Consider the following 20,958-nt stretch of genomic DNA (forward strand, 5'->3'; position numbering starts at 1 on the left):
CGCCAACAGACAAAAAGCGGCGGCCGGCAGGCAGGCGGCGGCTGCGCGAAGGCGGGAGGCAACGGTCATCGAGCGGGAGGTCGGATGCGGTTTCGCGGCAGCCTGGGGACGGCCGGAAAGGGGGTGCGGGCGAAAGGGCGAGATTGTGCCGACTCCCCGCAAGCCCCCGCGTATTCACGGCGCACGCGAGAGGGGTTTTCACCCATCGAGGCGGGGTCTCGCCCGGGTAAAACCAGGCCTTGGCCTTTTTTTCCCGGATGGCACCTTCGCACGAAGGCGCGCCGCCACGGCCCTTCACGCAGGCGGCGCCCCGGGCTTTCCCCCCTCAGGAGACTTCCCTCATGCATTCCATCCCGCGTCGCCGCCTCGTGGCCGTGGCCTCCCTCGCTGCAGCGCTGCTTGGCGCCGGCGGCATCGCCCAGGCGCAGGACACGTGGCCCACCAAGACGGTGCGCATCGTCGTGCCCTTTGCACCCGGCGGCACCACGGACATCCTGGCCCGCGCCGTCGCCCCGGAACTCTCCAAGGCCTTCGGCCAGCAGTTCATCGTGGACAACCGCGCCGGGGCCGGCGGCAACGTCGGCGCCGAGATCGTGGCGCGCTCCGCACCCGATGGCTACACGCTGCTGATGGGCACCGTGGGTACGCACGGCATCAACCGTGCGCTGTATCCCAAGCTGCCCTATGACCCGATCAAGGACTTCGTGCCCATCACGCTGGTGGCCTCGGTGCCCAATGTGATGGAGATGAACGCCGACAAGGCCAGGCAGTACGGCATCCAGAACGTGCAGGACTTCATCCGTTATGCGCGCTCGCACCCGGGCCAGCTCAACATGGCCTCGAGCGGCAGCGGCACCTCCATCCACCTCGCAGGCGAGCTGTTCAAGAGCATGACCGGCACCTTCATGACGCACATCCCGTACAAGGGCTCCGGGCCCGCGCTGCTCGACATGGTGGCCGGCAATGCCGACGTGATGTTCGACAACCTGCCTTCTTCCATGCAGCAGATCAAGGCCGGCAAGCTCAAGGCGCTGGCCGTGACCAGCAGCCAGCGCTCGGCCGCCCTGCCCGATGTGCCGACGGTGGAGGAGGCAGGCGGACCCTCCCTCAAGGGCTACGAGGCCAGCTCCTGGTTCGGCCTGCTGGCGCCGGCCGGCACCTCGCCTGAGATCGTTCAGCGCATCCAGCAGGAAGTGGCCAAGTCGCTGGCCACGGCCGCTGTCAAGGAGAAGATGCTGGCGCAGGGCGCGATCCCGGGAGGCAATACCCCGGCGGCCTTCGCGCAGCACATCGAGCGCGAACATGTGAAGTGGGCGCAGGTGGTGAAGGCCTCGGGTGCCAAGGTCGACTGACCGTGCCGCCATGAAAAAAGGCCGCATGCGATGCATGCGGCCTCATTTCTTGTAGGTGAGGGATCGAACGGCGCTCAGGTGCCCCAGACGATGTCCTTGCCCTCGCCGTGCGACTCCTTGAGCATGTGCAGCAGCGGGGTGACCCGCTGGTGCAGCGACACATGCTCCTGCTCGGCGTGTGCCTCATGGTCCTCGACGGCATGGGCGTCGTGATTGCCATGACTGGCCATCTTCGCCTCACTGGCGACCGCAGCCTCCAGCGCCGAGATCGCGGCGGGCATCTGGTCCACGGTGATGACACCGGGTGCGCCCGGCGTCTTGCCGATGATCTCCAGAAGATGGCGGGCGCTCGGTTCGAGCATCACCACGTCGGCCGAAGCCTGGGATTTGAAGCGGTACAGCATGCGGGTACTCCTTTTCGCACTTGTTTGTTGTTGTGACCTGCGCCAGTGGCCGCGGTTCCCGGACTCCGGGCGGCACGCGGCCTACCGCGGCGCGTACATGTAATCGCGCGAGAAAGGGTATAGCGACTGGGCCCCGCGCATGGCGTGGGACGAAATCTTGCCATCGGGTCGGGCCGAAAGCATCTGGTGCAGGGCGATCCAACCTTGCTCGAAGCTCATCGCGCAGCCGGCCAGGTAGAGGCGATAGGCGCGCAGGATGCGCGCGCCCCGCTCGGCGCCGGCGGTGGTTTCGAGCACCTCTCGCGCCTTGTCGAGCTGGGCTTCGAGGGCGTCGGACCAAGCCCAGAGCGTGCGGGCGTAATGTGGCCGCAGATTCTCGGTGTCGACCATCTCCAGGCCCGCATGCGCGGTCTCGCGCAGCACCGTCGTCACGTGCAGCAACTCCCCGCCGGGAAAGATGTACTTCTCGATGAAGTCACCCATGCCTGCGCCCAACTGGCGGTAGTCGAGCTGGCCCGAGGTGATGCCGTGCTGCAGCGTCAGGCCCCCGGGCGCGAGCAGCTTGTGCACATCCTGGAAGTAGGTGCCCATGTTGGCGCTGCCCACATGCTCGAACATGCCCACCGATGAGATCTTGTCGAAGGGCTGCTCGGCCGCGAGCTCGCGATAGTCCATGAGGCGGACGCGCACGCGGTTCTCCAGGCCCCGCTGCGCGATCAGCTTCTCCACATGCGCGTGCTGGTTCTTCGACAGGGTGATGCCGGTGGCATCCACGCCGTAGTGCTCCGCCGCCCACAGCAGCAGCCCGCCCCAGCCCGAGCCGATGTCGAGGTAGCGCTCGCCCGGCTTCAGGCGCAGCTTGCGGCAGATGTGGTCGAGCTTGGCCTCCTGCGCCTGGGCCAGCGTCATCGCCTCGTCGCGGTAGTACGCGCACGAATACACGCGGCGCGGATCGAGCCAGAGGGCGTAGAAGTCGTCGGAAACGTCGTAGTGAAACTGGATCTGCTCGGCGTCGCGCCGCAGCGTGTGCGAGCCACGGGACTTGGCGTTGCGCAGCAGGCGGGTCCACCAGCCGGTGTCGCTTTCCACCGGGTTGTCGGGCATGAGCGCGGCGGCAGCAGCCATCAGATCGCGCATGGAGCCTTCGATCTCCACGCGGCCTTCGACATAGTCCTCGCCCACACTGCCGATCTGCCGCGCAGCGAGCTTGGCCAATCCGGTCCAACTCGAGAAACCCAGCCGGACCTTGGCGCCAGGGGTGTCGATGCGATGCCCGTCCGGCAAGCGCAGCGATACAGGAATCGGGAGAGAAACGAGTTGAGACTCGATCTTCTGAACCAGGCTCTGCATGACGAGCCATTGTGCAGAAAGTTTCCAGATTGTGCAGAAGCTCCTCGGCAGGCAGGCGCAGGCCGGGCGACCAAGAAAAAAAGGGCCCTCAAAAGAGGGCCCTTGAATTTGGTTGCGCGAGGAGGATTTGAACCTCCGACCTTTGGGTTATGAGCCCAACGAGCTACCAGACTGCTCCATCGCGCGTCGAGGAATAGATTATATGTCAGTCTTGCGCGGTCTGCACGTCTTTTTCGTCAGAAATTTCCGGACGATCAACGAGTTCGACCAGCGCCATGGGCGCGTTGTCGCCAACGCGGAAACCCATCTTCAGGATGCGCGTGTAGCCACCCGGGCGAGCCTGGTAGCGCGGGCCCAGTTCGTTGAAGAGCTTGACCACGTTGTCGCGGTTGCGCAGGCGGTCGAAGGCCAGGCGCTTGTTGGCGACGGTGGGATTCTTGGCCAGCGTGATCAGCGGCTCCACGACGCGGCGCAATTCCTTCGCCTTGGGCACGGTGGTCTTGATGGCTTCGTGCTCGATCAGCGAGTTGGACATGTTGCGCAACATCGCGAGGCGGTGCGAGCTGGTGCGGTTGAGTTTGCGAAGACCGAGGCCGTGACGCATGGTGATTTCCTTTTGACTTTAGTTGATCGGGGCAGCCGGATCAGGTACTGCCCCGTGGAGCGAGAAGCCCGAGGGCCTCTCAGCGCTTGTCGAGGCCGGCCGGCGGCCAACTCTCGAGCTTCATGCCAAGGGTCAGGCCGCGCGAAGCGAGGACTTCCTTGATTTCGTTGAGCGACTTGCGACCCAGGTTCGGGGTCTTGAGCAGCTCGTTCTCCGTCCGCTGGATCAGGTCGCCGATGTAGTAGATGTTCTCGGCCTTCAGGCAGTTGGCCGAGCGCACGGTCAGTTCCAGCTCATCGACAGGGCGCAGCAGGATCGGGTCGAACTGCTGGGCGCTGCGTTGGGCAGGCTGCTCGAACATGCCGGTCAGCTCGCCGCCTTCCAGCTGCGCGAACACGGCCAGTTGCTCGACCAGGATCTTTGCCGAGGCGCGCACGGCGTCTTCGGCGGTAATCGCACCGTTGGTCTCGATCTCGACCAGCAGCTTGTCCAGGTCGGTACGCTGCTCGACGCGGGCGCTCTCGACGGTGTAGCTCACGCGCTTGACGGGCGAGAACGAAGCGTCGAGGACGATGCGGCCGATCGACTTGGTCGGCTCGTCCGCGTAGCGGCGCATCGTGCCGGGCACATAGCCGCGGCCCTTCTCGACCTTGATCTGCATGTCCAGCTTGCCGCCTTGCGACAGGTGGGCGATGACATGCTCGGGGTTGATGATCTCGACGTCGTGCGGCGTCTGGATGTCGGCGGCCGTGACCGGGCCTTCGCCTTCCTTGCGCAGGCTCAGCGTGACCTCGTCGCGGTTGTGCAGCTTGAACACCACGCCCTTGAGGTTGAGCAGGATGTTCACGACGTCTTCCTGGACGCCGTCGATCGACGAGTACTCGTGCAGCACGCCGGCGATCGTCACTTCCGTGGCTGCATACCCCACCATCGACGACAGCAGAACGCGGCGCAGCGCGTTGCCGAGCGTGTGGCCATAGCCGCGCTCGAAAGGCTCGAGCGTGACCTTCGCCTTGTTGGCAGCCAGTTGCTCGACCTGGATGGTCTTGGGTTTCAGCAGGGTGGTTTGCATGCGGACTTCCTCTCAATACCCCCGGCTCGTTACACCGGTAAGGCTGGTGAAGTGCCCGCCTCGAATGCCTTCGAGGGGGTACAAAAACATTCAAGGGTGGCGCTGCGGGGCAGCGCCACCGGTCGCCTCTGGGTCTCGCTTTAACGCGAGTAGAGTTCGACGATCAGCGATTCGTTGATGTCGGCGCCGAATTCGTCACGGTCCGGGGCCTTCTTGAAGGTGCCTTCGGCCTTGTCGATGCTCACTTCGACCCAGCCCGGAATGCCGACCTGCTGGGCCAGTTGCAGCGCCTCGATGATGCGGGCTTGCTTCTTGGACTTCTCGCGAACGGCCACGACGTCACCGGCCTTCACCAGGTAGGACGGGATGTTGACCGACTGGCCGTTCACCGTGATCGCCTTGTGCGACACCAGCTGGCGCGCTTCGGCACGGGTCGAACCGAAGCCCATGCGATAGACGACGTTGTCCAGACGGCATTCGAGCAGCGACAGCAGGTTGGCGCCGGTATTGCCCTTGCGGCGATCGGCTTCGGCGAAGTAGCGGCGGAATTGCTTTTCCAGCACGCCGTACATGCGCTTGACCTTCTGCTTCTCGCGCAGTTGCAGACCGAAGTCGGAGGTGCGCTGACCCGAGGTACGGCCGTGCTGGCCGGGCTTGGAGTCGAACTTGGCCTTGTCCGCGATGGAGCGGCGGGCGCTCTTCAGGAACAGGTCGGTGCCTTCACGGCGGGAGAGTTTGGCCTTGGGGCCGAGGTAACGTGCCACGGTATTTTCCTTGTGGTTTCTGCCGCGGGCATTGCTGCCGCGGGAGCCATCAGTCGTTTCGGTCGATGGCGGTGGGCTTGTGAAAAGCGAGAACGCAAAAACGCGCAGACCGCCCGGAGGCGGACTGCGCAGGCGGCCTCACCTCAGATGCGACGACGCTTCTGGGGGCGGCAGCCGTTGTGGGGTACCGGGGTCACGTCGGAGATCGACGTGATGCGGATGCCCAGCGCAGCCAGTGCGCGCACCGAGGATTCGCGACCCGGGCCAGGGCCCTTGATCTCGACGTCCAGGTTCTTGATGCCTTGCTCGACAGCGGCGCGGCCGGCCACTTCGGAAGCCACCTGGGCAGCGAAGGGCGTCGACTTGCGCGAACCCTTGAAGCCCTGGCCACCCGAGGAAGCCCAGGACAGTGCGTTGCCCTGGCGGTCGGTGATGGTGATGATCGTGTTGTTGAACGACGCATGCACGTGCGCAATGCCGTCCGCCACATTCTTGCGGACCTTCTTGCGCACACGCTGTGCGGCGTTGTTGGCAGGAGCTTTAGCCATGCTGTTCTCTCTTTACTTCTTCAGGGCCTGGGCAGCCTTGCGCGGACCCTTGCGGGTACGGGCGTTGGTGCGCGTGCGCTGACCACGCATCGGCAGACCGCGACGATGGCGGAAGCCGCGGTAGCAGCCGATGTCCATCAGGCGCTTGATGTTCATCGTGGTTTCACGACGCAGGTCACCCTCGATCGTGAATTGGGCGATCTGGTCGCGGATCTTTTCGAGATCGGCGTCCGTCAGGTCCTTGATCTTCTTGGCGTAGTCGATGCCGCAGGCTTCGCAGATCTTGCGAGCGCGGGTACGGCCGATGCCGAAGATTGCCGTCAGGCCGATCTCGGCGTGCTTGTGCGGCGGGATGTTGATGCCAGCAATACGTGCCATGTGCGTCCTCTAGAACTCTCGAATCAACCCTGGCGCTGCTTGTGGCGCGGGTCGGTGCAGATCACGCGCACCACACCCTTGCGGCGGATGACCTTGCAATTGCGGCAGATGGGCTTGACCGATGCCGAAACTCTCATTTCATTTCTCCTAACTCTTACTGTGGCGACCCTAGGACGCCCGAAACACGATGTGCGTGCCCGGCTCGTCGCGGCAGGGCGTTCACTCGACCTTGCGTTCAACCACCCAACGTCGTCTTGAAGTTGGCCTTCTTGAGCAGCGATTCGTACTGCTGCGACATCAGGTAGTTCTGCACCTGGGCCATGAAGTCCATCGTCACGACCACGAGGATCAGCAACGAGGTGCCGCCGAAATAGAACGGCACGTTGTACTTCAGGATCAGGAACTCCGGCAGCAGGCAGACAAAGGTGATGTACACCGCGCCAGCCAGCGTCAGACGCAGCAGGATCTTGTCGATGTAGCGGGCGGTCTGGTCACCAGGACGGATCCCGGGGATGAACGCACCGCTCTTCTTCAGGTTGTCGGCGGTCTCGCGGCTGTTGAACACGAGCGCCGTGTAGAAGAAGCAGAAGAACACGATCGCTGCTGCGTACAGCAGCGTGTAGATCGGCTGTCCCGGGGCCAGCGCCGAAGCGATGTCCTTGAGCCAGCGCATGCTGTCGCCAGTGCTGAACCAGCCCACCACCGTCGCAGGCAGCAGGATGATGGACGAGGCGAAGATCGGGGGGATCACGCCAGCCATGTTCAGCTTCAGCGGCAGGTGCGAAGCCTGTCCACCGTAGACCTTGTTGCCCACCTGACGGCGCGCATAGTTCACCAGGATCTTGCGCTGTCCGCGTTCGACGAACACCACGAAGTAGGTGACCAGCACGACCAACGCCACGATGAACAGGGCCACGATCACGCTCATGGCACCGGTACGCACCAGCTCCAGCAACCCGCCGATCGCATTGGGCAGGCCCGCGGCGATACCGGCGAAGATGATGATCGAGATGCCGTTGCCCAGGCCCCGCTCCGTGATCTGCTCACCCAGCCACATGAGGAACATGGAACCGGCCGTCAGGCTCACCATCGCGGTGAACCGGAAGCCGAAACCAGGTGCCACCACCAGGCCGGGAGAGGCCTCGAGCGCGACGGCGATGCTGAAGGACTGGAACAGAGCCAGACCCAGCGCGCCATAGCGGGTGTACTGCGTGATCTTGCGGCGGCCGGCTTCGCCTTCCTTCTTCAATTGCTCGAAGGAGGGAAGAACATAGGTCATCAGCTGCATGATGATCGATGCCGAGATGTACGGCATGATCCCCAGCGCGAAGACCGTGAAGCGCGACAGCGCACCACCCGAGAACATGTTGAACAGGCTCAGGATGCCGCCCTGCTGGCCCTGGAACAGCTGAGCCAGCTGATCCGGGTTGATGCCGGGGACCGGAATGTGCGCGCCGATGCGGTACACCACGAGGGCGAGCAGCAGAAAGACCAGCCGGCGACGCAGGTCGCCGAACTTGCCGGTCTTCGCGAGCGTTGCCGCGTTGGTTGCCACTGTGCTGCCTTGCTTTCGCGTCTGGATCAGGCGACGGAGCCGCCGGCAGCCTCGATGGCGGCCTTGGCACCTGCGGTCGCACCGACACCCGTCAGCTTGACGGCCTTCGTCAGTTCACCAGCCTTGATGACCTTCACCACCTTGGCGAGCTGACCCACGAGGCCGGCTTGCTTCAGTGCCAGGACATCGACTTCGGCCAGGCCCAGCTGCTCCAGCGCGGCGAGGGTGACCTCGGCGTTGAACTTCAGCGAAGCCGACTTGAAGCCGCGCTTGGGCAGGCGGCGCTGCAGCGGCATCTGACCGCCTTCGAAACCAACCTTGTGGAAGCCACCGGCACGCGACTTCTGGCCCTTGTGGCCACGACCTGCAGTCTTGCCCAGGCCAGAGCCGATGCCACGGCCGACACGGCGCTTGGCGTGCTTCGCGCCCGCTGCGGGCTTGATGCTGTTGAGTTCCATGTCAGAGCACCTTCACCAGGTAGGCGATCTTGTTGATCATGCCGCGCACGGCGGGCGTGTCCTGCAGCTCGCTCACGCTGTTGAGCTTGCGCAAGCCCAGGCCGCGCACGGTGGCGCGGTGCGACTGCTTCGTGCCGATGGGGCTGCGAACCAGCTGGACCTTCACGGTCTGTTGTTGCGTCGTCATTGCGTCTCTCCTGCTCAGGCGAAGATCTCTTCGACCGTCAGTCCGCGCTTTGCAGCGACTTCCGAGGCGGTGGTCGAGTTCTTCAGCGCGTCGAGCGTGGCGCGAACCATGTTGTAGGGGTTCGACGAGCCATGGCTCTTGGCCACGACGTCGGTGATGCCCATGACTTCGAACACGGCACGCATCGGGCCGCCGGCGATGATGCCGGTACCCTTGGGAGCCGGGGACATCATCACGGTGGAGGCGCCATGGTGGCCGGTCACTTCATGGTGCAGGGTGCCGTTCTTGATCGACACCTTCATGAGGTTGCGGCGGGCTTCTTCCATCGCCTTCTGCACGGCGGCGGGCACTTCCTTCGACTTGCCCTTGCCCATGCCGACGCGACCATCGCCGTCACCCACCACGGTGAGTGCCGCGAAACCCAGGATACGACCACCCTTCACCACCTTGGTGACGCGGTTGATCGCGATCATCTTCTCGCGCAGACCGTCCTCGGGACCTTCGTTCTGCGTTCTTGCCTGAATCTTTGCCATCTTGAATTCCTGTTCTGCGCGGGCGCTTAGAACTGCAGGCCGGCCTCGCGGGCGGCTTCGGCGAGAGCCTTGACACGGCCGTGGTAGGCGAAGCCTGCACGGTCGAAGGCCACCTTCTCGACGCCGGCGGCCTTGGCCTTCTCGGCGATGCGCTTGCCGATGATGGTGGCGGCGGCGGCATTGCCACCCTTGCCAGCACCACCCAGCGAGGCGCGCACTTCGGCTTCGGCCGTGGAGGCCGTGGCCAGCACCTTGGCGCCGTCGCCAGAGATGACGGTGGCGTAGATGTGCAGGTTGGTGCGGTTCACCATCAGACGCGCGACGCCTTGCGTGGCAATGCGGATGCGGGTCTGGCGGGCGCGGCGCAGGCGCTGTTCCTTTTTGGTCAACATCATGCGGCCTCTTACTTCTTCTTCGTTTCCTTGATCACGATCTTCTCGTCCGCATAGCGGATGCCCTTGCCCTTGTAGGGCTCGGGAGAGCGGACCGCGCGGATCTCGGCAGCCACTTGGCCGACGCGTTGGCGATCGGCACCCTTGATCACGATTTCCGTGGGGGTCGGGGTGGCGACGGTGATGCCGGCAGGCATCTCGATGTTGACCGGGTGCGAGTAGCCCACGGCCAGGTTGAGCTTGGTGCCTTGGGCAGCGGCCTTGTAGCCCACGCCCACGAGCGTCAGCTTCTTCTCGAAGCCCTTGCTCACACCCAGCACCATGTTGTTGACCAGCTGGCGCACCGTGCCGCTCATCGCGTTCGATTCACGCGACTCGTCGGCGGGCACGAAAGTCAGCTTGCCATCATTGGCCGACACCTTCACCAGCGCGTTGGCCGGGATGGACAGTTGGCCGCCAGCGCCCTTGACGCTGATCTGGTCGCCCTTGATCTGCACGTCCACGCCTGCGGGGACGGTGATCGGCATTTTTCCGACTCGGGACATTGTTCAGTTCCTCCGTCTTAGGCCACGTAGCACAGCACTTCGCCGCCGACGCCGTTTGCACGGGCCTTGCGGTCGGTCATCACGCCTTGCGGGGTGGTGACGATGGCCACGCCCAGACCGTTCTGGACCTTGGGGATCGCGCCGGCACCCTTGTAGACACGCAGGCCGGGGCGGCTCACGCGCTCGATGCGCTCGATCACCGGGCGGCCGGCGTAGTACTTCAGCGAAATCTCGAGGTTCGTCTTGCCGTCTTCCGTCTTGACCTGGAAGCCGTCGATGTAGCCCTCGTCCTTCAGCACCTGTGCGATCGCGATCTTCACCTTGGAAGACGGGACCGACACGGTGGGCTTCGCGACCATCTGCGCATTGCGGATGCGCGTCAGCAGGTCGGCGATGGGATCACTCATGCTCATGTTTCTTGCTCCTGCCTGGCTTACCAGCTGGCCTTGGTGACGCCGGGGATCTCGCCGTCGAAGGCGAGTTCGCGGACCTTGGCACGGGCCAGACCGAACTGGCGGAAGGTGCCACGGGGGCGGCCAGTGATTTCGCAACGGTTGCGCTGGCGGGTGGGGTTCGCGTTGCGCGGCAGCTTCTGCAGCGCCAGGCGGGCGGCGGCACGCTCTTCGTCGCTCTTCTTGGCGTCGTTGGCGGTCGCCTTCAGTTCGTCGTACTTCTTGGCGTACTTGGCGGCCAGCTTGTCGCGCTTCAGTTCGCGCTGGATCAAAGCAACTTTTGCCACAGGGTCACCTTTAGTTCTTGAAGGGGAAGCGGAAGCCCTGCAGCAGCGCCTTGGCTTCTTCGTCGGTCTTGGCGGTCGTCGTGATGCTGATGTTCAGACCACGCAGCGCATCCACCTTGTCGTACTCGATCTCGGGGAAGATGATCTGTTCCTTGACGCCGATGTTGTAGTTGCCGCGGCCGTCGAAGGCCCGGCCGGAGATACCGCGGAAGTCACGCACGCGGGGCAGGGCCACGGTGACGAAACGGTCCAGGAACTCGTACATCTTCACGCCGCGCAGGGTGACCATGCAGCCGATGGCCTGGCCTTCGCGGATCTTGAAGCCGGCGATGGCCTTCTTGGCCTTGGTCACGACGGGCTTCTGGCCGGCGATCTTGGTCAGATCGGCGACGGCGTGGTCCATGACCTTCTTGTCCGCCACGGCTTCGCTCACGCCCATGTTCAGCGTGATCTTGGTCAGGCGGGGGACCTGCATCGGCGACTTGTAGCCGAACTTCTCGGTCAGTTCTTTCGCGATCTTTTCGCGGTAGTGTTGTTGCAGACGGGCCATGGTGTACCTCAGGCAGCCTTGATTTCTTCGCCGCTGGACTTGAAGACGCGCACGCGCTTGCCGTCCACCAGCTTGATGCCCACGCGATCGGCCTTGCCGGTCGCGGCATTGAAGATGGCCACGTTGGATTGATGGATGGGCATGGCCTTCTCGACGATGCCGCCGGTCGTGCCCTTCATGGGGTTCGGCTTGGCGTGCTTCTTGACGAGGTTCACGCCCTCGACGACCACGTGCTCTTCACCGGCGCGCAGGCTGACGGTGCCTTGCTTGCCCTTGTCGCGGCCGGCGATCACGATGATCTTGTCGCCCTTGCGAATCTTGTTCATGGCGTTGTCCTTCTTACAGAACTTCGGGGGCCAGCGAGACGATCTTCATGAACTTCTCGGTACGCAGCTCACGCGTCACGGGTCCGAAGATGCGGGTGCCGATCGGCTCCAGCTTGGCATTGAGCAGGACGGCGGCGTTGCCGTCGAACTTGACGAGCGAACCGTCGCCACGACGGATGCCCTTGGCGGTGCGCACCACGACGGCGTTGTAGATCTCGCCCTTCTTGACGCGACCACGCGGCGCAGCTTCCTTGACGCTCACCTTGATGACGTCGCCGACGCTGGCGTAGCGACGCTTGGAGCCGCCGAGCACCTTGATGCACAGGACGGACTTCGCGCCCGTGTTGTCGGCCACTTCGAGCCGGGATTCAGTCTGGATCATTGCTAGTAGTTCCCAACTTGTACCGTTGAGGCCAGACGTCCGGCAGTGCACCGGCGCGAAAAACCTGTTCGGTCAGTCTTGGGCCCGTCGTCGGCGCACACAAAAAAGCCGTAAGGCGCTTTTGCTGGTTGCACGCGTCCGTCTGGGCGGAAAGAGTTCGCCTTTTAGGGCGAAGCCGGCTATTGTGCGTTGCCGGCGGATTGCTGTCAAGCGCCTGGTTTGGCGCCCTCCCTACACCCGTGTTGCGGGATCACGGGCGAAGGGCGTAGCCGGCGACGATGCCGGCGAAGACGGCGAAGCCCAGCCAATGGTTGTGGCGGAAGGCCCGGAAGCATCCCTCCCGGGTGCGGTCGCGGATCAATCGCCAATGCCAGAACGCCTGGCCCAGCGCCGCGGCCATTCCCAGCGCGAACGCCCCGCCCAGCCCGGCGCGCAGGCCGAGCACGCCCCAGATCGCCAGGAACAGCGCATAGGAAGCCATCACCGCCGCCACATCGAAGCGGCCAAAGGTGATCGCGGAAGTCTTGATGCCGATGCGCAGATCGTCGTCACGGTCGACCATCGCGTACTCGGTGTCGTAGGCCAGGACCCAGCCCAGGTTGCCCAGCAGAAGCCAGGCGGCCATCGCCGGCACGGCGCCGTCGCGCACCGCGCTGAAGGCCATCGGAATGCCGACACTGAAAGCCACGCCGAGCACCGCCTGCGGCAGCGAAACGAAACGCTTGGCGAAAGGATAGGCCAGCGTGATGGCCAAGGCGCCGAAGGACCAGGCGACCGTCGGCCCGTTGGTGGTCAGCACCAGCGCGAAGGCGACCAGCGCCAGGGCAGCGCCAAGGGCCAGCGCCTCCTTGACCGACACGGCGCCACTGGTGACGGGCCGCCTCGCGGTGCGCTTGACGTGGCGGTCGAAGTCGCGGTCGGCGACGTCATTGACGCAGCAGCCGGCGCTGCGCATGAGGATCGTGCCGAGCACGAAGACGGCCAGGAGGTGCCAGCCCGGGAAACCGTCTGCGGCGAACCACAGCGCGCCCAGCGTCGGCCAGAGCAGGAGCAGCCAGCCCGCGGGTCGGTCCCAGCGGATCAGGTCCAGATAAAGAGAAAGCCGCCCGCGGCGGGCGGGCGGCTGGGTGGCACTGGCGCTCACTCTTCCAGGAGCGAACGCAGCATCCAGGCGGTCTGGTCGTGCACGGTGCAGCGCGCCGTGAGCATGTCGGCGGTCGGATCGTCGCCCGCCTCTTCGGCCACCGGGATGAATTCGCGCGCGATGCGCGACACCGTCTCGTGGCCCTTGACCAGGATGCGCACCATCTCCATGGCCCGCGGCGGCTGCAGTGGCACGTCCGGCACGGTGGCGATCTTGCTGAACTCGGCATACGAGCCCGGCGCATAGTGGCCCAGGGCGCGGATGCGCTCGGCGATCACGTCGGTGGCGTTCCACAACTCGGTGTACTGCGCCATGAACATGGCGTGCAGCGAGTTGAAATGCGGCCCGGTCACGTTCCAGTGGAAGTTGTGGGTCGTGAGGTAGAGCGTGTACGTGTCGGCCAGCACGCGCGAGAGGCCTTCGGCAATGGCGGCGCGGTCCTGGCGATCGATGCCGATGTTGATGATGGGCGCGTTGCGGCCACCGGATTCGGGGGCCACGCGGTCACCGCCCTTGTCGGGCACGGCACCGGCAGATGCCGCGGGCGCAGCAGCCACGATGGGGTTCTTGTCCTTCTTGGGCGACTTGGGGATCTTGGCCATGCTGGTTTCCTTTGGAGGGAGGTCGGGAACGGGATGCGCCCCGCAGAGCGAGGCGGCGAGGCCTCTACCTTAGGCGCCGGGGCCTGCCGGAGGCAACACCCCGCACTCTATCGAAGACATAGCCGGCCGCGATGCAGGCCGGCACCGCGTCAGGACAAACGTTTGACGCCCGGCAACTCGCAGGCATAGATCGCGTTGCGCAGCGCCGCGATCGCTTCGTAGCGGGTGAAACTGCGCCGCCACGCCAGCACCACGCGGCGGGAGGGCGGCGCGCCGCCTTCGCCATCGCGCACGGGCACATAGCGAACGATGGGCTCCAGATCCTTGCGCGCCTTGCTGCGCGGCTTGAGCGCCTCGGGCGGCACCGACAGGCGCGGCACCAGCGTGACGCCCATGCCTGCGGCCACCATGTGCTTGATGGTCTCCAGCGAGGAGCCTTCGAAGCTCTTGCGGATGCCCTCGGCATTGCTGGAGAAGCGGGCGAACTCCGGGCAGACCTCCAGCACATGGTCGCGGAAGCAGTGGCCGGTGCCCAGAAGCAGCATGGTCTCGTTCTTGAGCTCGTCGGAGCTGACCCATTCGCGGCTGGCCAGCGGGTGCTGGGCCGGCACGGCGGCCAGGAAGGGCTCGTCGTAGAGCTGGGCCATGGCCAGGCCGGAGTCGGGAAAGGGCTCGGCCATGATGGCGCAGTCGATCTCGCCGGCGCGCAGCATCTCCAGCAGCTTGGCGGTGAAGTTCTCCTGCAGCATCAGCGGCATCTGCGGCGTGCGCGCGATGTTCTGGCGCACCAGGTCGGGCAGCAGGTAGGGGCCGATGGTGTAGATGACGCCCAGATTCAGCGGACCGGCCAGCGGATCCTTGCCGCGCTTGGCGATTTCCTTGATGGTGGCGGCCTGGTCGAGCACCGACTGGGCCTGCTGCACGATCTGCTCGCCCAGCGGCGTGACCGTCACCTCGCCCGCGCTGCGCTCGAAGAGCTTCACCTCGAGCTCGTCCTCCAGCTTCTTGATGGCCACCGACAGGGTGGGCTGGGAGACGTAGCAGGCCTCGGCCGCCTTGCCGAAATGCCGCTCGCGCGCCACCGCGACGATGTATTTGAGTTCGGTCAGGGTCATAGCTTGCGTCAATTATGCGCGCCGGTCCCGGGCGGGCGAAGCCCTGCCGACAGGCAGCCCTTCAGGCCTTCAGGAACTCCGCCCTCGTCCCCAGCCACCGGTCCACATGCCGGTGGGCCTGGTCCGGATGGCGGTCCAGCAGTTGTGGCGCCAGGTCGCGCGCCCATTCGAGCAGGCGCTGGTCGGTGCCCAGGTCGGCAAAGCGCAGCAGCGGCGCGCCGGACTGGCGCGCGCCCAGGAATTCGCCGGGGCCGCGGATCTCCAGGTCGCGCCGGGCGATCTCGAAGCCGTCGGCCGTCTCGACCATCGCCGTCAGCCGGGCCTTGGCGGCCTGCCCCACGCGGCCGCTGTCGCCCGGCGCGTAGAGCAGCACGCAGGCCGAGGCCGCCGCGCCGCGCCCGACCCGGCCGCGCAGCTGGTGCAACTGCGACAGGCCGAAGCGCTCCGAATGCTCGATCACCATCAGCGAGGCGTTGGGCACGTCCACGCCCACCTCGATGACCGTGGTGCTGACCAGCACCTGCAGCGTGCCGGCGCTGAAGTCGGCCATCACGGCCTGCTTCTCGACGGTGGGCATGCGCGAATGCAGCAGCCCGACGCGCACCGTCTCGCCCAGGGCGTCGGCCAGTTCGTCGCGGGTGGCGGTGGCGTTGCGCAGGTCCACCGCCTCGCTCTCCTCGATCAGCGGGCAGACCCAGTAGACCTGCCGGCCCTGCTGGATCTGGCCGTGGATGCGGGCGATGACCTCGTCGCGCCGGTGCTCGGCCAGCAGCTTGGTGACGACCGGCGTGCGGCCGGGCGGCAGCTCGTCGAGCGTGGAGACGTCCAGGTCGGCGTAGTAGCTCATGGCCAGGGTGCGCGGGATGGGCGTGGCGCTCATCATCAGCAGGTGGGGCTCCAACGCCTGCATGCCGTCGCCGCCCTCGGAGGCCTTGCCGCGCAGCGCCAGGCGTTGGGCCACACCGAAGCGGTGCTGCTCGTCCACGATGGCCAGCGCCAGCCGCTGGAAGCGCACCTTCTCCGAGATGACCGCATGCGTGCCCACCACCAGCGCCGCCTCGCCGCTTTCGACGGCCGCCGCCATGGCGTCGCGCTCGCGCTTCTTCTGGCTGCCGGTGAGCCAGGCCACGCGCCGGCCCTGCGCCGCCAGCAGCGGATCGAGCCAGCCGACCAGCTTGCCGAAATGCTGCGACGCCAGGATCTCGGTGGGCGCCATCAGCGCGCACTGGAAGCCGGCGTCGATGCAGCGGGCCGCGGCCAGCGCCGCCACCAGCGTCTTGCCCGAGCCCACGTCGCCCTGCAGCAGCCGGTGCATGGGCTGACGGTGGGCCAGGTCGGCGGCGATCTCGCGGTCGGCACGCGCCTGCGCGCCGGTGGGCGAGAAGGGCAGCGCCGCCAGCAGGCGGGCATGCAGGCTGCCGTCGCCCGTGCCCGCGCGCAGCACGGGCGCGCGCTGGGCCTCGCGGGCGCGGCGGGCCTCCAGCTGCGACAGCTGCTGGGCCAGCAGCTCGTCCGCCTTCAGGCGCTGCCAGGCGGGATGGCTGCGGTCCTCCAGCGCGGCCAGGGCCACGTCGGGCGTGGGGTGGTGCAGGAATTCGAGCGCAGCCCGCAGCGTCCAGGCCTTGTGGGGCAGCAGCTCGGCGGGGATCAGCTCCTCCAGCGGCGCCCGCGCCAGGCCGGCCTGCACGGCGCGGCGCAGCACCGGCTGAGCCAGGCCCGCGGTCGTGGCATAAACGGGCGTCAGCGCCAGCGGCAGCGCCGTGCCGGCCGCCTTGATGACCGGGTGCAGCATGGTCCGGCCCACGAAGCCACCACGCACCTCGCCGCGGGCCCGCACCCGGCTGCCGGGCGCCAACTGCTTCTGCTGCGAAGGGTAGAAATTGAAGAAGCGCAGCTGGCAGGTGTCGCTGCCGTCGTCCAGCGTGGCGATGAGCTGGCGGCGCGGGCGGAAGACGACTTCGCTGTCCACGATCGTGCCCTCGACCTGCGCATGCTCGCCGTCGCGCACATGGGCCAGTTGCACGATGCGGGTCTCGTCCTCGTAGCGCAGGGGCAGGTAGAGCGCGAAGTCGATGTCGCGCACCAGGCCCAGTTTTTTGAGCGCCCGCTGCACCTGGCTTTCGCCGCTGCCGGGCGCGCGAGGGGCGGCGGGCGCGGGGGCAGGCGAAGCGAGGGGGCGCGCGGACATGGGACAATTCTGCCTCCCCGCCCTCCTCCGCCCCGCGCGGAACGCCGCCGCCCCGCGACGGCCTGCACGGAGGGCTTCCGCTTCTTTCTTGGAACGGGCCCGTCCGGCCCTCAAGCATGTCCCGCACCGACTTCACGCTCTCGGATTTCGACTTCGCGCTGCCGCCCGAACTGATCGCGCAGCAACCCGCCCCCGAACGCAGCGCCTCGCGCCTGCTCGACGGCACCGGCCCCGAACCCGCCGACCGCATCTTCCGCGACCTGCCCACGCTGCTGCGCGACGGCGACCTGCTGGTCTTCAACGACACGCAGGTGGTCAAGGCCCGCCTCTTCGGCGAAAAGCCCACCGGCGGCCGGCTGGAGCTGCTGATCGAGCGCGTGCTCGCCGGCCAGGAGGTCGCCGCCCACATGAAGGTCAGCAAGAAGCCAGCCGTCGGCACGGTGCTGCGCATGGACGCCGCGCCCGGCCAGCCGGCCTTCCGCGCCACGCTGCTGGGCCGCTGGCCCGAGGAAGGCGGCCCGCTGTTCCGCTTCGCGCTGGAGAGCGACGACGGCGCCGATCCCTACACGCTGATGGAGCGCCACGGCCACGTGCCCCTGCCGCCCTACATCGAGCGCCAGCAGGCGCAGGAAAGCGCCAGCGACGCCGCCGAGGACGCGCGCCGCTACCAGACCGTCTTCGCCCGCGTGCCCGGCGCCGTGGCCGCGCCCACCGCAGCGCTGCATTTCGACGAGGCCCTGCTCGCGCAGCTCGAGGCCCGCGGCGTGCGCCGCGCCAACGTCACGCTGCATGTGGGCGCGGGCACCTTCCAGCCGGTCAAGACCGAGAACATCGCCGAGCATGTGATGCATGCCGAGCGCTACGACGTGCCGCCGGCCACGCAGCAGGCCATCGCCGACTGCCGCGCCCACGGCGGCCGCGTGGTGGCGGTGGGCACGACCACCGTGCGCACGCTCGAATCCTGGGCCGCCAGCGGGCAGGCGCAGGGCGACACGCAGATCTTCATCACGCCGGGCTTCCGCTTCCGGCATGTGGACCTGCTCATCACCAACTTCCACCTGCCCAAGAGCACGCTGATGATGCTGGTCAGCGCCCTGGCGGGCTACGAGCGGGTGATGGCGCTGTACGCCCACGCCATCCGCGAGCGCTATCGCTTCTTCAGTTACGGGGATGCCATGCTGCTGCAAAGGACTGCGCCATGAACCGGGTCGTCCGCCTCGCCGCGCTGTGCGCGCTGGTCCTGCCCCTGCTCGCCACCGCGCGCGGCTACACGCCCGCCGGCCGCTGCGGCGACTTCGCGCGGCTGGACATTCCCAGCCCGGCCGGCACCTGCGTCGCGCTTCTGGCCGACGAGACCGAAGGCCTGCGCGCGCCGCGCCGCATCCTGGAGGTGGCGCCCGGCCGCTACTGGATCGCCGACATGGGCTCCTGGGAGCCGAAGCGCGGCCGGCTGCTGGAAATGACGCTGCCCGCCGACGGCCCCGCCCCGCGCCGTGCGCGCATCGCCGTGCTGGCCAGCGGCCTGGACCGGCCCTCGGGCCTGGCGCTGGGCCCGGACGGCAAGGTCTACGTCGGCGAGGCCGGCAGCGTCTGGCGCACGGCCGTCGGCGCACCGGGCGCCGCGCCGCAGCGCGAGACGGTGCTCGACCAACTGCCCGACGACGGCACCCATCCGCTCAAGGAGATCGCCTTCGGCCCCGGCGACCGGCTCTACGTCAACGTCGGCTCCAGCAGCGACAACTGCCGCAGCGGCCAAGACGCGCCCGTCCTGCCCTGCCCCGACGGCGAAGGGGCCAAGCCCCGCGCCGCCGTGTACGAGGCGCAACTCGGCGGCCCGCAGCGCACCGTGCAGCGCTTCGCGCCCTTCGCCACCGGCCTGCGCAACAGCATGGCGCTGGCCGTCCTCCCCGCCACGTCCGCGGCCCCCGAAGGCCGCGTGCTGCAGGGCGAGAACAGCATCGACTACCGCGACGCGCAGAGCCCGCCCGAGGAGCTGAACCTGCTGCAGCGCGGCCGCTTCTACGGCTGGCCCTACTGCGTGGGCCCGCGCAAGAACGCCCACGGCTACGAAGGCCGCTACGACTGCAGCAAGAGCGAGGCGCCGCTGGCCCTGTGGCCCGCGCATGCCGCGCCGCTGCAGATGGCGCTCGGCCCTGCCGGCACGCCCTTCGCCGGCCAGTTGCTCGTCGCCTGGCGCGGCCCGCAGGCCAGCGGCCACCGCGTGGTCGGCTTCAGGCTCGATGCCAAGACCGGCCTGCCCGCAGGCCCCGCCATCGACTGGCTCGCCGGCTGGCAGGCCAAGGACGGCGTGCGGCCCATGGGCCGCCCCACCGGCCTCACCGTCGACCGCGCCGGCCGCCTGCTGGTGGTGGAAGACTTCAACCGGACCGTGCTGATGCTGCTGCCCGTGCAGCCCTCCGCCGCCCCTTCTTCTTCGCCTGCCAAACCATGACCGCCCTCCAGTTCGACCTGCTGGCCACCGACCCCGACAGCCATGCGCGCCGGGGCACGCTGACCCTCAACCACGGCGTGGTGCAGACGCCGATCTTCATGCCCGTGGGCACCTACGGCACCGTCAAGGGCGTGATGCCGCGCAGCCTGGAGGAGATGGGCGCGCAGATCATCCTGGGCAACACCTTCCACCTGTGGATGCGCCCCGGCCTGGACGTGATGGGCGCCTTCGGCGGCCTGCATGCCTTCGAGCAGTGGAACAAGCCCATCCTTACCGACTCGGGCGGCTTCCAGGTCTGGAGCCTGGGCGCGATGCGCAAGATCAGCGAGGAAGGCGTCAAGTTCGCCTCGCCGGTCAATGGCGACAAGCTGCTGCTCACGCCCGAGGTGTCGATGCAGATCCAGACGGTGCTGAACAGCGACATCGTCATGCAGTTCGACGAATGCACGCCCTACGAGACGCAGGGCCGCATCACCACCGAGGCCGAAGCGCGCCGCTCCATGGAACTGAGCCTGCGCTGGGCCAAGCGCTGCCAGGCCGAGTTCGCGCGGCTGCAGAACCCCAACGCCCTGTTCGGCATCGTGCAGGGCGGCATGTTCGAGCACCTGCGCGAGGAATCGCTGGCCGCGCTGGTGGAGATGGACTTTCCCGGCTACGCCGTCGGCGGCGTGAGCGTGGGCGAGCCCAAGGAGGAGATGCGCCGCATCACCGCCCACACGCCGCACCGCCTGCCGGCCCACAAGCCGCGCTACCTGATGGGCGTGGGCACGCCGGAAGACCTGGTGGAAGGCGTGGCCCAGGGCGTGGACATGTTCGACTGCGTGATGCCCACCCGCAACGCGCGCAACGGCACCATCTTCACCCGCTACGGCGACCTGAAACTGCGCAACGCCCGCCACCGCAACGACCCGCAGCCGCTGGACCCGAGCTGCACCTGCCACGCCTGCGCCGGCACGGCGGGCGTGAGCTGGGCCGACGGCGGGCGCGGCGGCTTCTCGCGCGCGTACCTGCACCACCTGGACCGTTGCGGCGAGATGCTGGGGCCGATGCTCACCACCATCCACAACCTGCACTACTACCTGAACCTGATGCGGGAGATCCGCGAGGCGCTGGATGCCGGGCGCTTCGGCGAATTCCGGCGGCAGTTCGCGAGCGACCGGGCGCGGGGCGTCTGAGAAGGGCCGCCGCCACAACGGCAAAGCGGCCCGAGGGCCACTGCCAGTCAGTTAATCCGTTCGCCCAAGCTTGTCGAAGGGCTTTGACACGCAGTGCCCTGGCTTCGACAGGCTCAGCCCGAACGGTTCTTGGTGAACTGACT

At 67.0% G+C, this 20,958-nt stretch carries 27 protein-coding genes and 1 tRNA gene; 4 read left to right on the plus strand and 24 right to left on the minus strand.

Annotation, left to right across the window (positions count from 1 at the left end; all coding sequences use genetic code 11):
- Positions 1-341: 341 nt before the first annotated feature.
- Positions 342-1,352 carry a Bug family tripartite tricarboxylate transporter substrate binding protein gene (locus tag L0984_RS07355; protein WP_234193088.1) on the plus strand — a complete coding sequence of 337 codons (1,011 nt, stop codon included), beginning with the start codon at positions 342-344 and terminating at the stop codon, positions 1,350-1,352.
- A 74-nt stretch (positions 1,353-1,426) separates the two neighbouring features.
- Here the strand turns inward: L0984_RS07355 and L0984_RS07360 are convergent, their stop codons facing one another.
- From L0984_RS07360 to recG, 24 genes are all read right to left on the minus strand, one after another.
- Entirely contained in the window at positions 1,427-1,756 is a 330-nt protein-coding gene (locus tag L0984_RS07360; RefSeq protein ID WP_234193089.1) for a DUF1840 domain-containing protein, read from the minus strand.
- An 81-nt stretch (positions 1,757-1,837) separates the two neighbouring features.
- Positions 1,838-3,106, minus strand: a complete 1,269-nt coding sequence (locus L0984_RS07365) for a class I SAM-dependent methyltransferase (protein WP_234193090.1) — start codon at positions 3,104-3,106, stop codon at positions 1,838-1,840.
- Between the two features lie 109 nt (positions 3,107-3,215).
- Positions 3,216-3,292, minus strand: a tRNA-Met gene (locus tag L0984_RS07370).
- Positions 3,293-3,311: 19 nt separating this feature from the next.
- Complete coding sequence (gene rplQ / locus L0984_RS07375; RefSeq protein WP_017758446.1) at positions 3,312-3,710, minus strand: 50S ribosomal protein L17; 399 nt, start codon at positions 3,708-3,710, stop codon at positions 3,312-3,314.
- Between the two features lie 79 nt (positions 3,711-3,789).
- The gene (locus L0984_RS07380; RefSeq protein WP_017758445.1) at positions 3,790-4,782 is read right to left on the minus strand and encodes a DNA-directed RNA polymerase subunit alpha; all 993 of its coding nucleotides are present in this window, start codon (positions 4,780-4,782) and stop codon (positions 3,790-3,792) included.
- A gap of 140 nt (positions 4,783-4,922) precedes the next feature.
- Entirely contained in the window at positions 4,923-5,546 is a 624-nt protein-coding gene (rpsD, locus tag L0984_RS07385; RefSeq protein WP_017758444.1) for a 30S ribosomal protein S4, read from the minus strand.
- Between the two features lie 143 nt (positions 5,547-5,689).
- A complete protein-coding gene (rpsK, locus tag L0984_RS07390) occupies positions 5,690-6,094 on the minus strand; it encodes a 30S ribosomal protein S11 (RefSeq protein WP_017760904.1) in 405 nt (134 codons plus the stop codon).
- A gap of 12 nt (positions 6,095-6,106) precedes the next feature.
- On the minus strand, positions 6,107-6,472 hold the full coding sequence (rpsM, locus tag L0984_RS07395; RefSeq protein WP_017760905.1) for a 30S ribosomal protein S13: 366 nt from the start codon (positions 6,470-6,472) through the stop codon (positions 6,107-6,109).
- Between the two features lie 23 nt (positions 6,473-6,495).
- A complete protein-coding gene (gene rpmJ / locus L0984_RS07400) occupies positions 6,496-6,609 on the minus strand; it encodes a 50S ribosomal protein L36 (RefSeq protein ID WP_017760906.1) in 114 nt (37 codons plus the stop codon).
- 98 nt (positions 6,610-6,707) lie between these two features.
- On the minus strand, positions 6,708-8,027 hold the full coding sequence (secY, locus tag L0984_RS07405) for a preprotein translocase subunit SecY (protein ID WP_017760907.1): 1,320 nt from the start codon (positions 8,025-8,027) through the stop codon (positions 6,708-6,710).
- Positions 8,028-8,053: 26 nt separating this feature from the next.
- Positions 8,054-8,485: a 50S ribosomal protein L15 gene (rplO, locus tag L0984_RS07410; RefSeq protein ID WP_017760908.1), complete on the minus strand. Its 432-nt coding sequence runs from the start codon at positions 8,483-8,485 to the stop codon at positions 8,054-8,056.
- 1 nt (position 8,486) lies between these two features.
- Entirely contained in the window at positions 8,487-8,672 is a 186-nt protein-coding gene (gene rpmD, locus L0984_RS07415) for a 50S ribosomal protein L30 (RefSeq protein ID WP_017760909.1), read from the minus strand.
- 14 nt (positions 8,673-8,686) lie between these two features.
- Positions 8,687-9,205 (minus strand): 30S ribosomal protein S5, encoded by a 519-nt coding sequence (gene rpsE, locus L0984_RS07420; RefSeq protein ID WP_017760910.1) that lies wholly within the window; start codon positions 9,203-9,205, stop codon positions 8,687-8,689.
- Positions 9,206-9,231: 26 nt separating this feature from the next.
- The gene (gene rplR / locus L0984_RS07425; RefSeq protein WP_043117689.1) at positions 9,232-9,597 is read right to left on the minus strand and encodes a 50S ribosomal protein L18; all 366 of its coding nucleotides are present in this window, start codon (positions 9,595-9,597) and stop codon (positions 9,232-9,234) included.
- 11 nt (positions 9,598-9,608) lie between these two features.
- Complete coding sequence (gene rplF / locus L0984_RS07430; protein WP_234193091.1) at positions 9,609-10,142, minus strand: 50S ribosomal protein L6; 534 nt, start codon at positions 10,140-10,142, stop codon at positions 9,609-9,611.
- 17 nt (positions 10,143-10,159) lie between these two features.
- Positions 10,160-10,555 carry a 30S ribosomal protein S8 gene (gene rpsH / locus L0984_RS07435; RefSeq protein WP_017760913.1) on the minus strand — a complete coding sequence of 132 codons (396 nt, stop codon included), beginning with the start codon at positions 10,553-10,555 and terminating at the stop codon, positions 10,160-10,162.
- A 20-nt stretch (positions 10,556-10,575) separates the two neighbouring features.
- Complete coding sequence (gene rpsN / locus L0984_RS07440) at positions 10,576-10,881, minus strand: 30S ribosomal protein S14 (protein WP_043117682.1); 306 nt, start codon at positions 10,879-10,881, stop codon at positions 10,576-10,578.
- Between the two features lie 10 nt (positions 10,882-10,891).
- On the minus strand, positions 10,892-11,431 hold the full coding sequence (rplE, locus tag L0984_RS07445; RefSeq protein ID WP_234193092.1) for a 50S ribosomal protein L5: 540 nt from the start codon (positions 11,429-11,431) through the stop codon (positions 10,892-10,894).
- A gap of 8 nt (positions 11,432-11,439) precedes the next feature.
- Complete coding sequence (gene rplX / locus L0984_RS07450; protein WP_017760916.1) at positions 11,440-11,757, minus strand: 50S ribosomal protein L24; 318 nt, start codon at positions 11,755-11,757, stop codon at positions 11,440-11,442.
- Positions 11,758-11,770: 13 nt separating this feature from the next.
- A complete protein-coding gene (gene rplN, locus L0984_RS07455; RefSeq protein WP_017760917.1) occupies positions 11,771-12,139 on the minus strand; it encodes a 50S ribosomal protein L14 in 369 nt (122 codons plus the stop codon).
- Positions 12,140-12,389: 250 nt separating this feature from the next.
- Positions 12,390-13,283, minus strand: coding sequence for a 4-hydroxybenzoate octaprenyltransferase (gene ubiA / locus L0984_RS07460; RefSeq protein WP_234193093.1), 894 nt, complete (start codon positions 13,281-13,283; stop codon positions 12,390-12,392).
- Entirely contained in the window at positions 13,280-13,885 is a 606-nt protein-coding gene (locus tag L0984_RS07465; RefSeq protein ID WP_255697234.1) for a Dps family protein, read from the minus strand. The genes ubiA and L0984_RS07465 overlap by 4 nt, the downstream gene beginning before the upstream one ends.
- A 149-nt stretch (positions 13,886-14,034) precedes the next feature.
- Positions 14,035-15,000, minus strand: a complete 966-nt coding sequence (locus tag L0984_RS07470; protein ID WP_114801399.1) for a LysR substrate-binding domain-containing protein — start codon at positions 14,998-15,000, stop codon at positions 14,035-14,037.
- 61 nt (positions 15,001-15,061) lie between these two features.
- A complete protein-coding gene (gene recG, locus L0984_RS07475) occupies positions 15,062-17,188 on the minus strand; it encodes an ATP-dependent DNA helicase RecG (protein ID WP_234193094.1) in 2,127 nt (708 codons plus the stop codon).
- Positions 17,189-17,304: 116 nt separating this feature from the next.
- Here recG and queA point away from each other — a divergent pair, with 116 nt between their 5' ends.
- Genes queA through tgt form a run of 3 tightly spaced genes read left to right on the plus strand, consistent with a single transcriptional unit; the run spans position 17,305 to position 20,815 of the window.
- On the plus strand, positions 17,305-18,390 hold the full coding sequence (queA, locus tag L0984_RS07480) for a tRNA preQ1(34) S-adenosylmethionine ribosyltransferase-isomerase QueA (RefSeq protein ID WP_234193095.1): 1,086 nt from the start codon (positions 17,305-17,307) through the stop codon (positions 18,388-18,390).
- Entirely contained in the window at positions 18,387-19,640 is a 1,254-nt protein-coding gene (locus tag L0984_RS07485) for a PQQ-dependent sugar dehydrogenase (protein ID WP_234193096.1), read from the plus strand. Before queA ends, L0984_RS07485 begins: the two co-directional genes overlap by 4 nt.
- Positions 19,637-20,815, plus strand: a complete 1,179-nt coding sequence (tgt, locus tag L0984_RS07490) for a tRNA guanosine(34) transglycosylase Tgt (protein WP_234193097.1) — start codon at positions 19,637-19,639, stop codon at positions 20,813-20,815. Before L0984_RS07485 ends, tgt begins: the two co-directional genes overlap by 4 nt.
- Positions 20,816-20,958 lie beyond the last annotated feature (143 nt).

Source organism: Pseudacidovorax sp. NFM-22 (genome assembly GCF_021401245.1).
GTDB lineage: Bacteria > Pseudomonadota > Gammaproteobacteria > Burkholderiales > Burkholderiaceae_C > Xenophilus.

Bases quoted from the DNA above. Each gene is read 5' to 3' on its own strand.
- L0984_RS07355 (WP_234193088.1), top strand. From the start codon at position 342: ATGCATTCCATCCCGCGTCGCCGCCTCGTGGCCGTGGCCTCCCTCGCT.
- L0984_RS07360 (WP_234193089.1), bottom strand. From the start codon at position 1,756: ATGCTGTACCGCTTCAAATCCCAGGCTTCGGCCGACGTGGTGATGCTC.
- L0984_RS07365 (WP_234193090.1), bottom strand. From the start codon at position 3,106: ATGCAGAGCCTGGTTCAGAAGATCGAGTCTCAACTCGTTTCTCTCCCG.
- rplQ (WP_017758446.1), bottom strand. From the start codon at position 3,710: ATGCGTCACGGCCTCGGTCTTCGCAAACTCAACCGCACCAGCTCGCAC.
- L0984_RS07380 (WP_017758445.1), bottom strand. From the start codon at position 4,782: ATGCAAACCACCCTGCTGAAACCCAAGACCATCCAGGTCGAGCAACTG.
- rpsK (WP_017760904.1), bottom strand. From the start codon at position 6,094: ATGGCTAAAGCTCCTGCCAACAACGCCGCACAGCGTGTGCGCAAGAAG.
- rpsM (WP_017760905.1), bottom strand. From the start codon at position 6,472: ATGGCACGTATTGCTGGCATCAACATCCCGCCGCACAAGCACGCCGAG.
- rpmJ (WP_017760906.1), bottom strand. From the start codon at position 6,609: ATGAGAGTTTCGGCATCGGTCAAGCCCATCTGCCGCAATTGCAAGGTC.
- rplO (WP_017760908.1), bottom strand. From the start codon at position 8,485: ATGGAACTCAACAGCATCAAGCCCGCAGCGGGCGCGAAGCACGCCAAG.
- rpmD (WP_017760909.1), bottom strand. From the start codon at position 8,672: ATGACGACGCAACAACAGACCGTGAAGGTCCAGCTGGTTCGCAGCCCC.
- rpsE (WP_017760910.1), bottom strand. From the start codon at position 9,205: ATGGCAAAGATTCAGGCAAGAACGCAGAACGAAGGTCCCGAGGACGGT.
- rplR (WP_043117689.1), bottom strand. From the start codon at position 9,597: ATGTTGACCAAAAAGGAACAGCGCCTGCGCCGCGCCCGCCAGACCCGC.
- rplF (WP_234193091.1), bottom strand. From the start codon at position 10,142: ATGTCCCGAGTCGGAAAAATGCCGATCACCGTCCCCGCAGGCGTGGAC.
- rpsH (WP_017760913.1), bottom strand. From the start codon at position 10,555: ATGAGCATGAGTGATCCCATCGCCGACCTGCTGACGCGCATCCGCAAT.
- rplE (WP_234193092.1), bottom strand. From the start codon at position 11,431: ATGGCCCGTCTGCAACAACACTACCGCGAAAAGATCGCGAAAGAACTG.
- rplX (WP_017760916.1), bottom strand. From the start codon at position 11,757: ATGAACAAGATTCGCAAGGGCGACAAGATCATCGTGATCGCCGGCCGC.
- rplN (WP_017760917.1), bottom strand. From the start codon at position 12,139: ATGATCCAGACTGAATCCCGGCTCGAAGTGGCCGACAACACGGGCGCG.
- L0984_RS07465 (WP_255697234.1), bottom strand. From the start codon at position 13,885: ATGGCCAAGATCCCCAAGTCGCCCAAGAAGGACAAGAACCCCATCGTG.
- L0984_RS07470 (WP_114801399.1), bottom strand. From the start codon at position 15,000: ATGACCCTGACCGAACTCAAATACATCGTCGCGGTGGCGCGCGAGCGG.
- recG (WP_234193094.1), bottom strand. From the start codon at position 17,188: ATGTCCGCGCGCCCCCTCGCTTCGCCTGCCCCCGCGCCCGCCGCCCCT.
- queA (WP_234193095.1), top strand. From the start codon at position 17,305: ATGTCCCGCACCGACTTCACGCTCTCGGATTTCGACTTCGCGCTGCCG.
- L0984_RS07485 (WP_234193096.1), top strand. From the start codon at position 18,387: ATGAACCGGGTCGTCCGCCTCGCCGCGCTGTGCGCGCTGGTCCTGCCC.
- tgt (WP_234193097.1), top strand. From the start codon at position 19,637: ATGACCGCCCTCCAGTTCGACCTGCTGGCCACCGACCCCGACAGCCAT.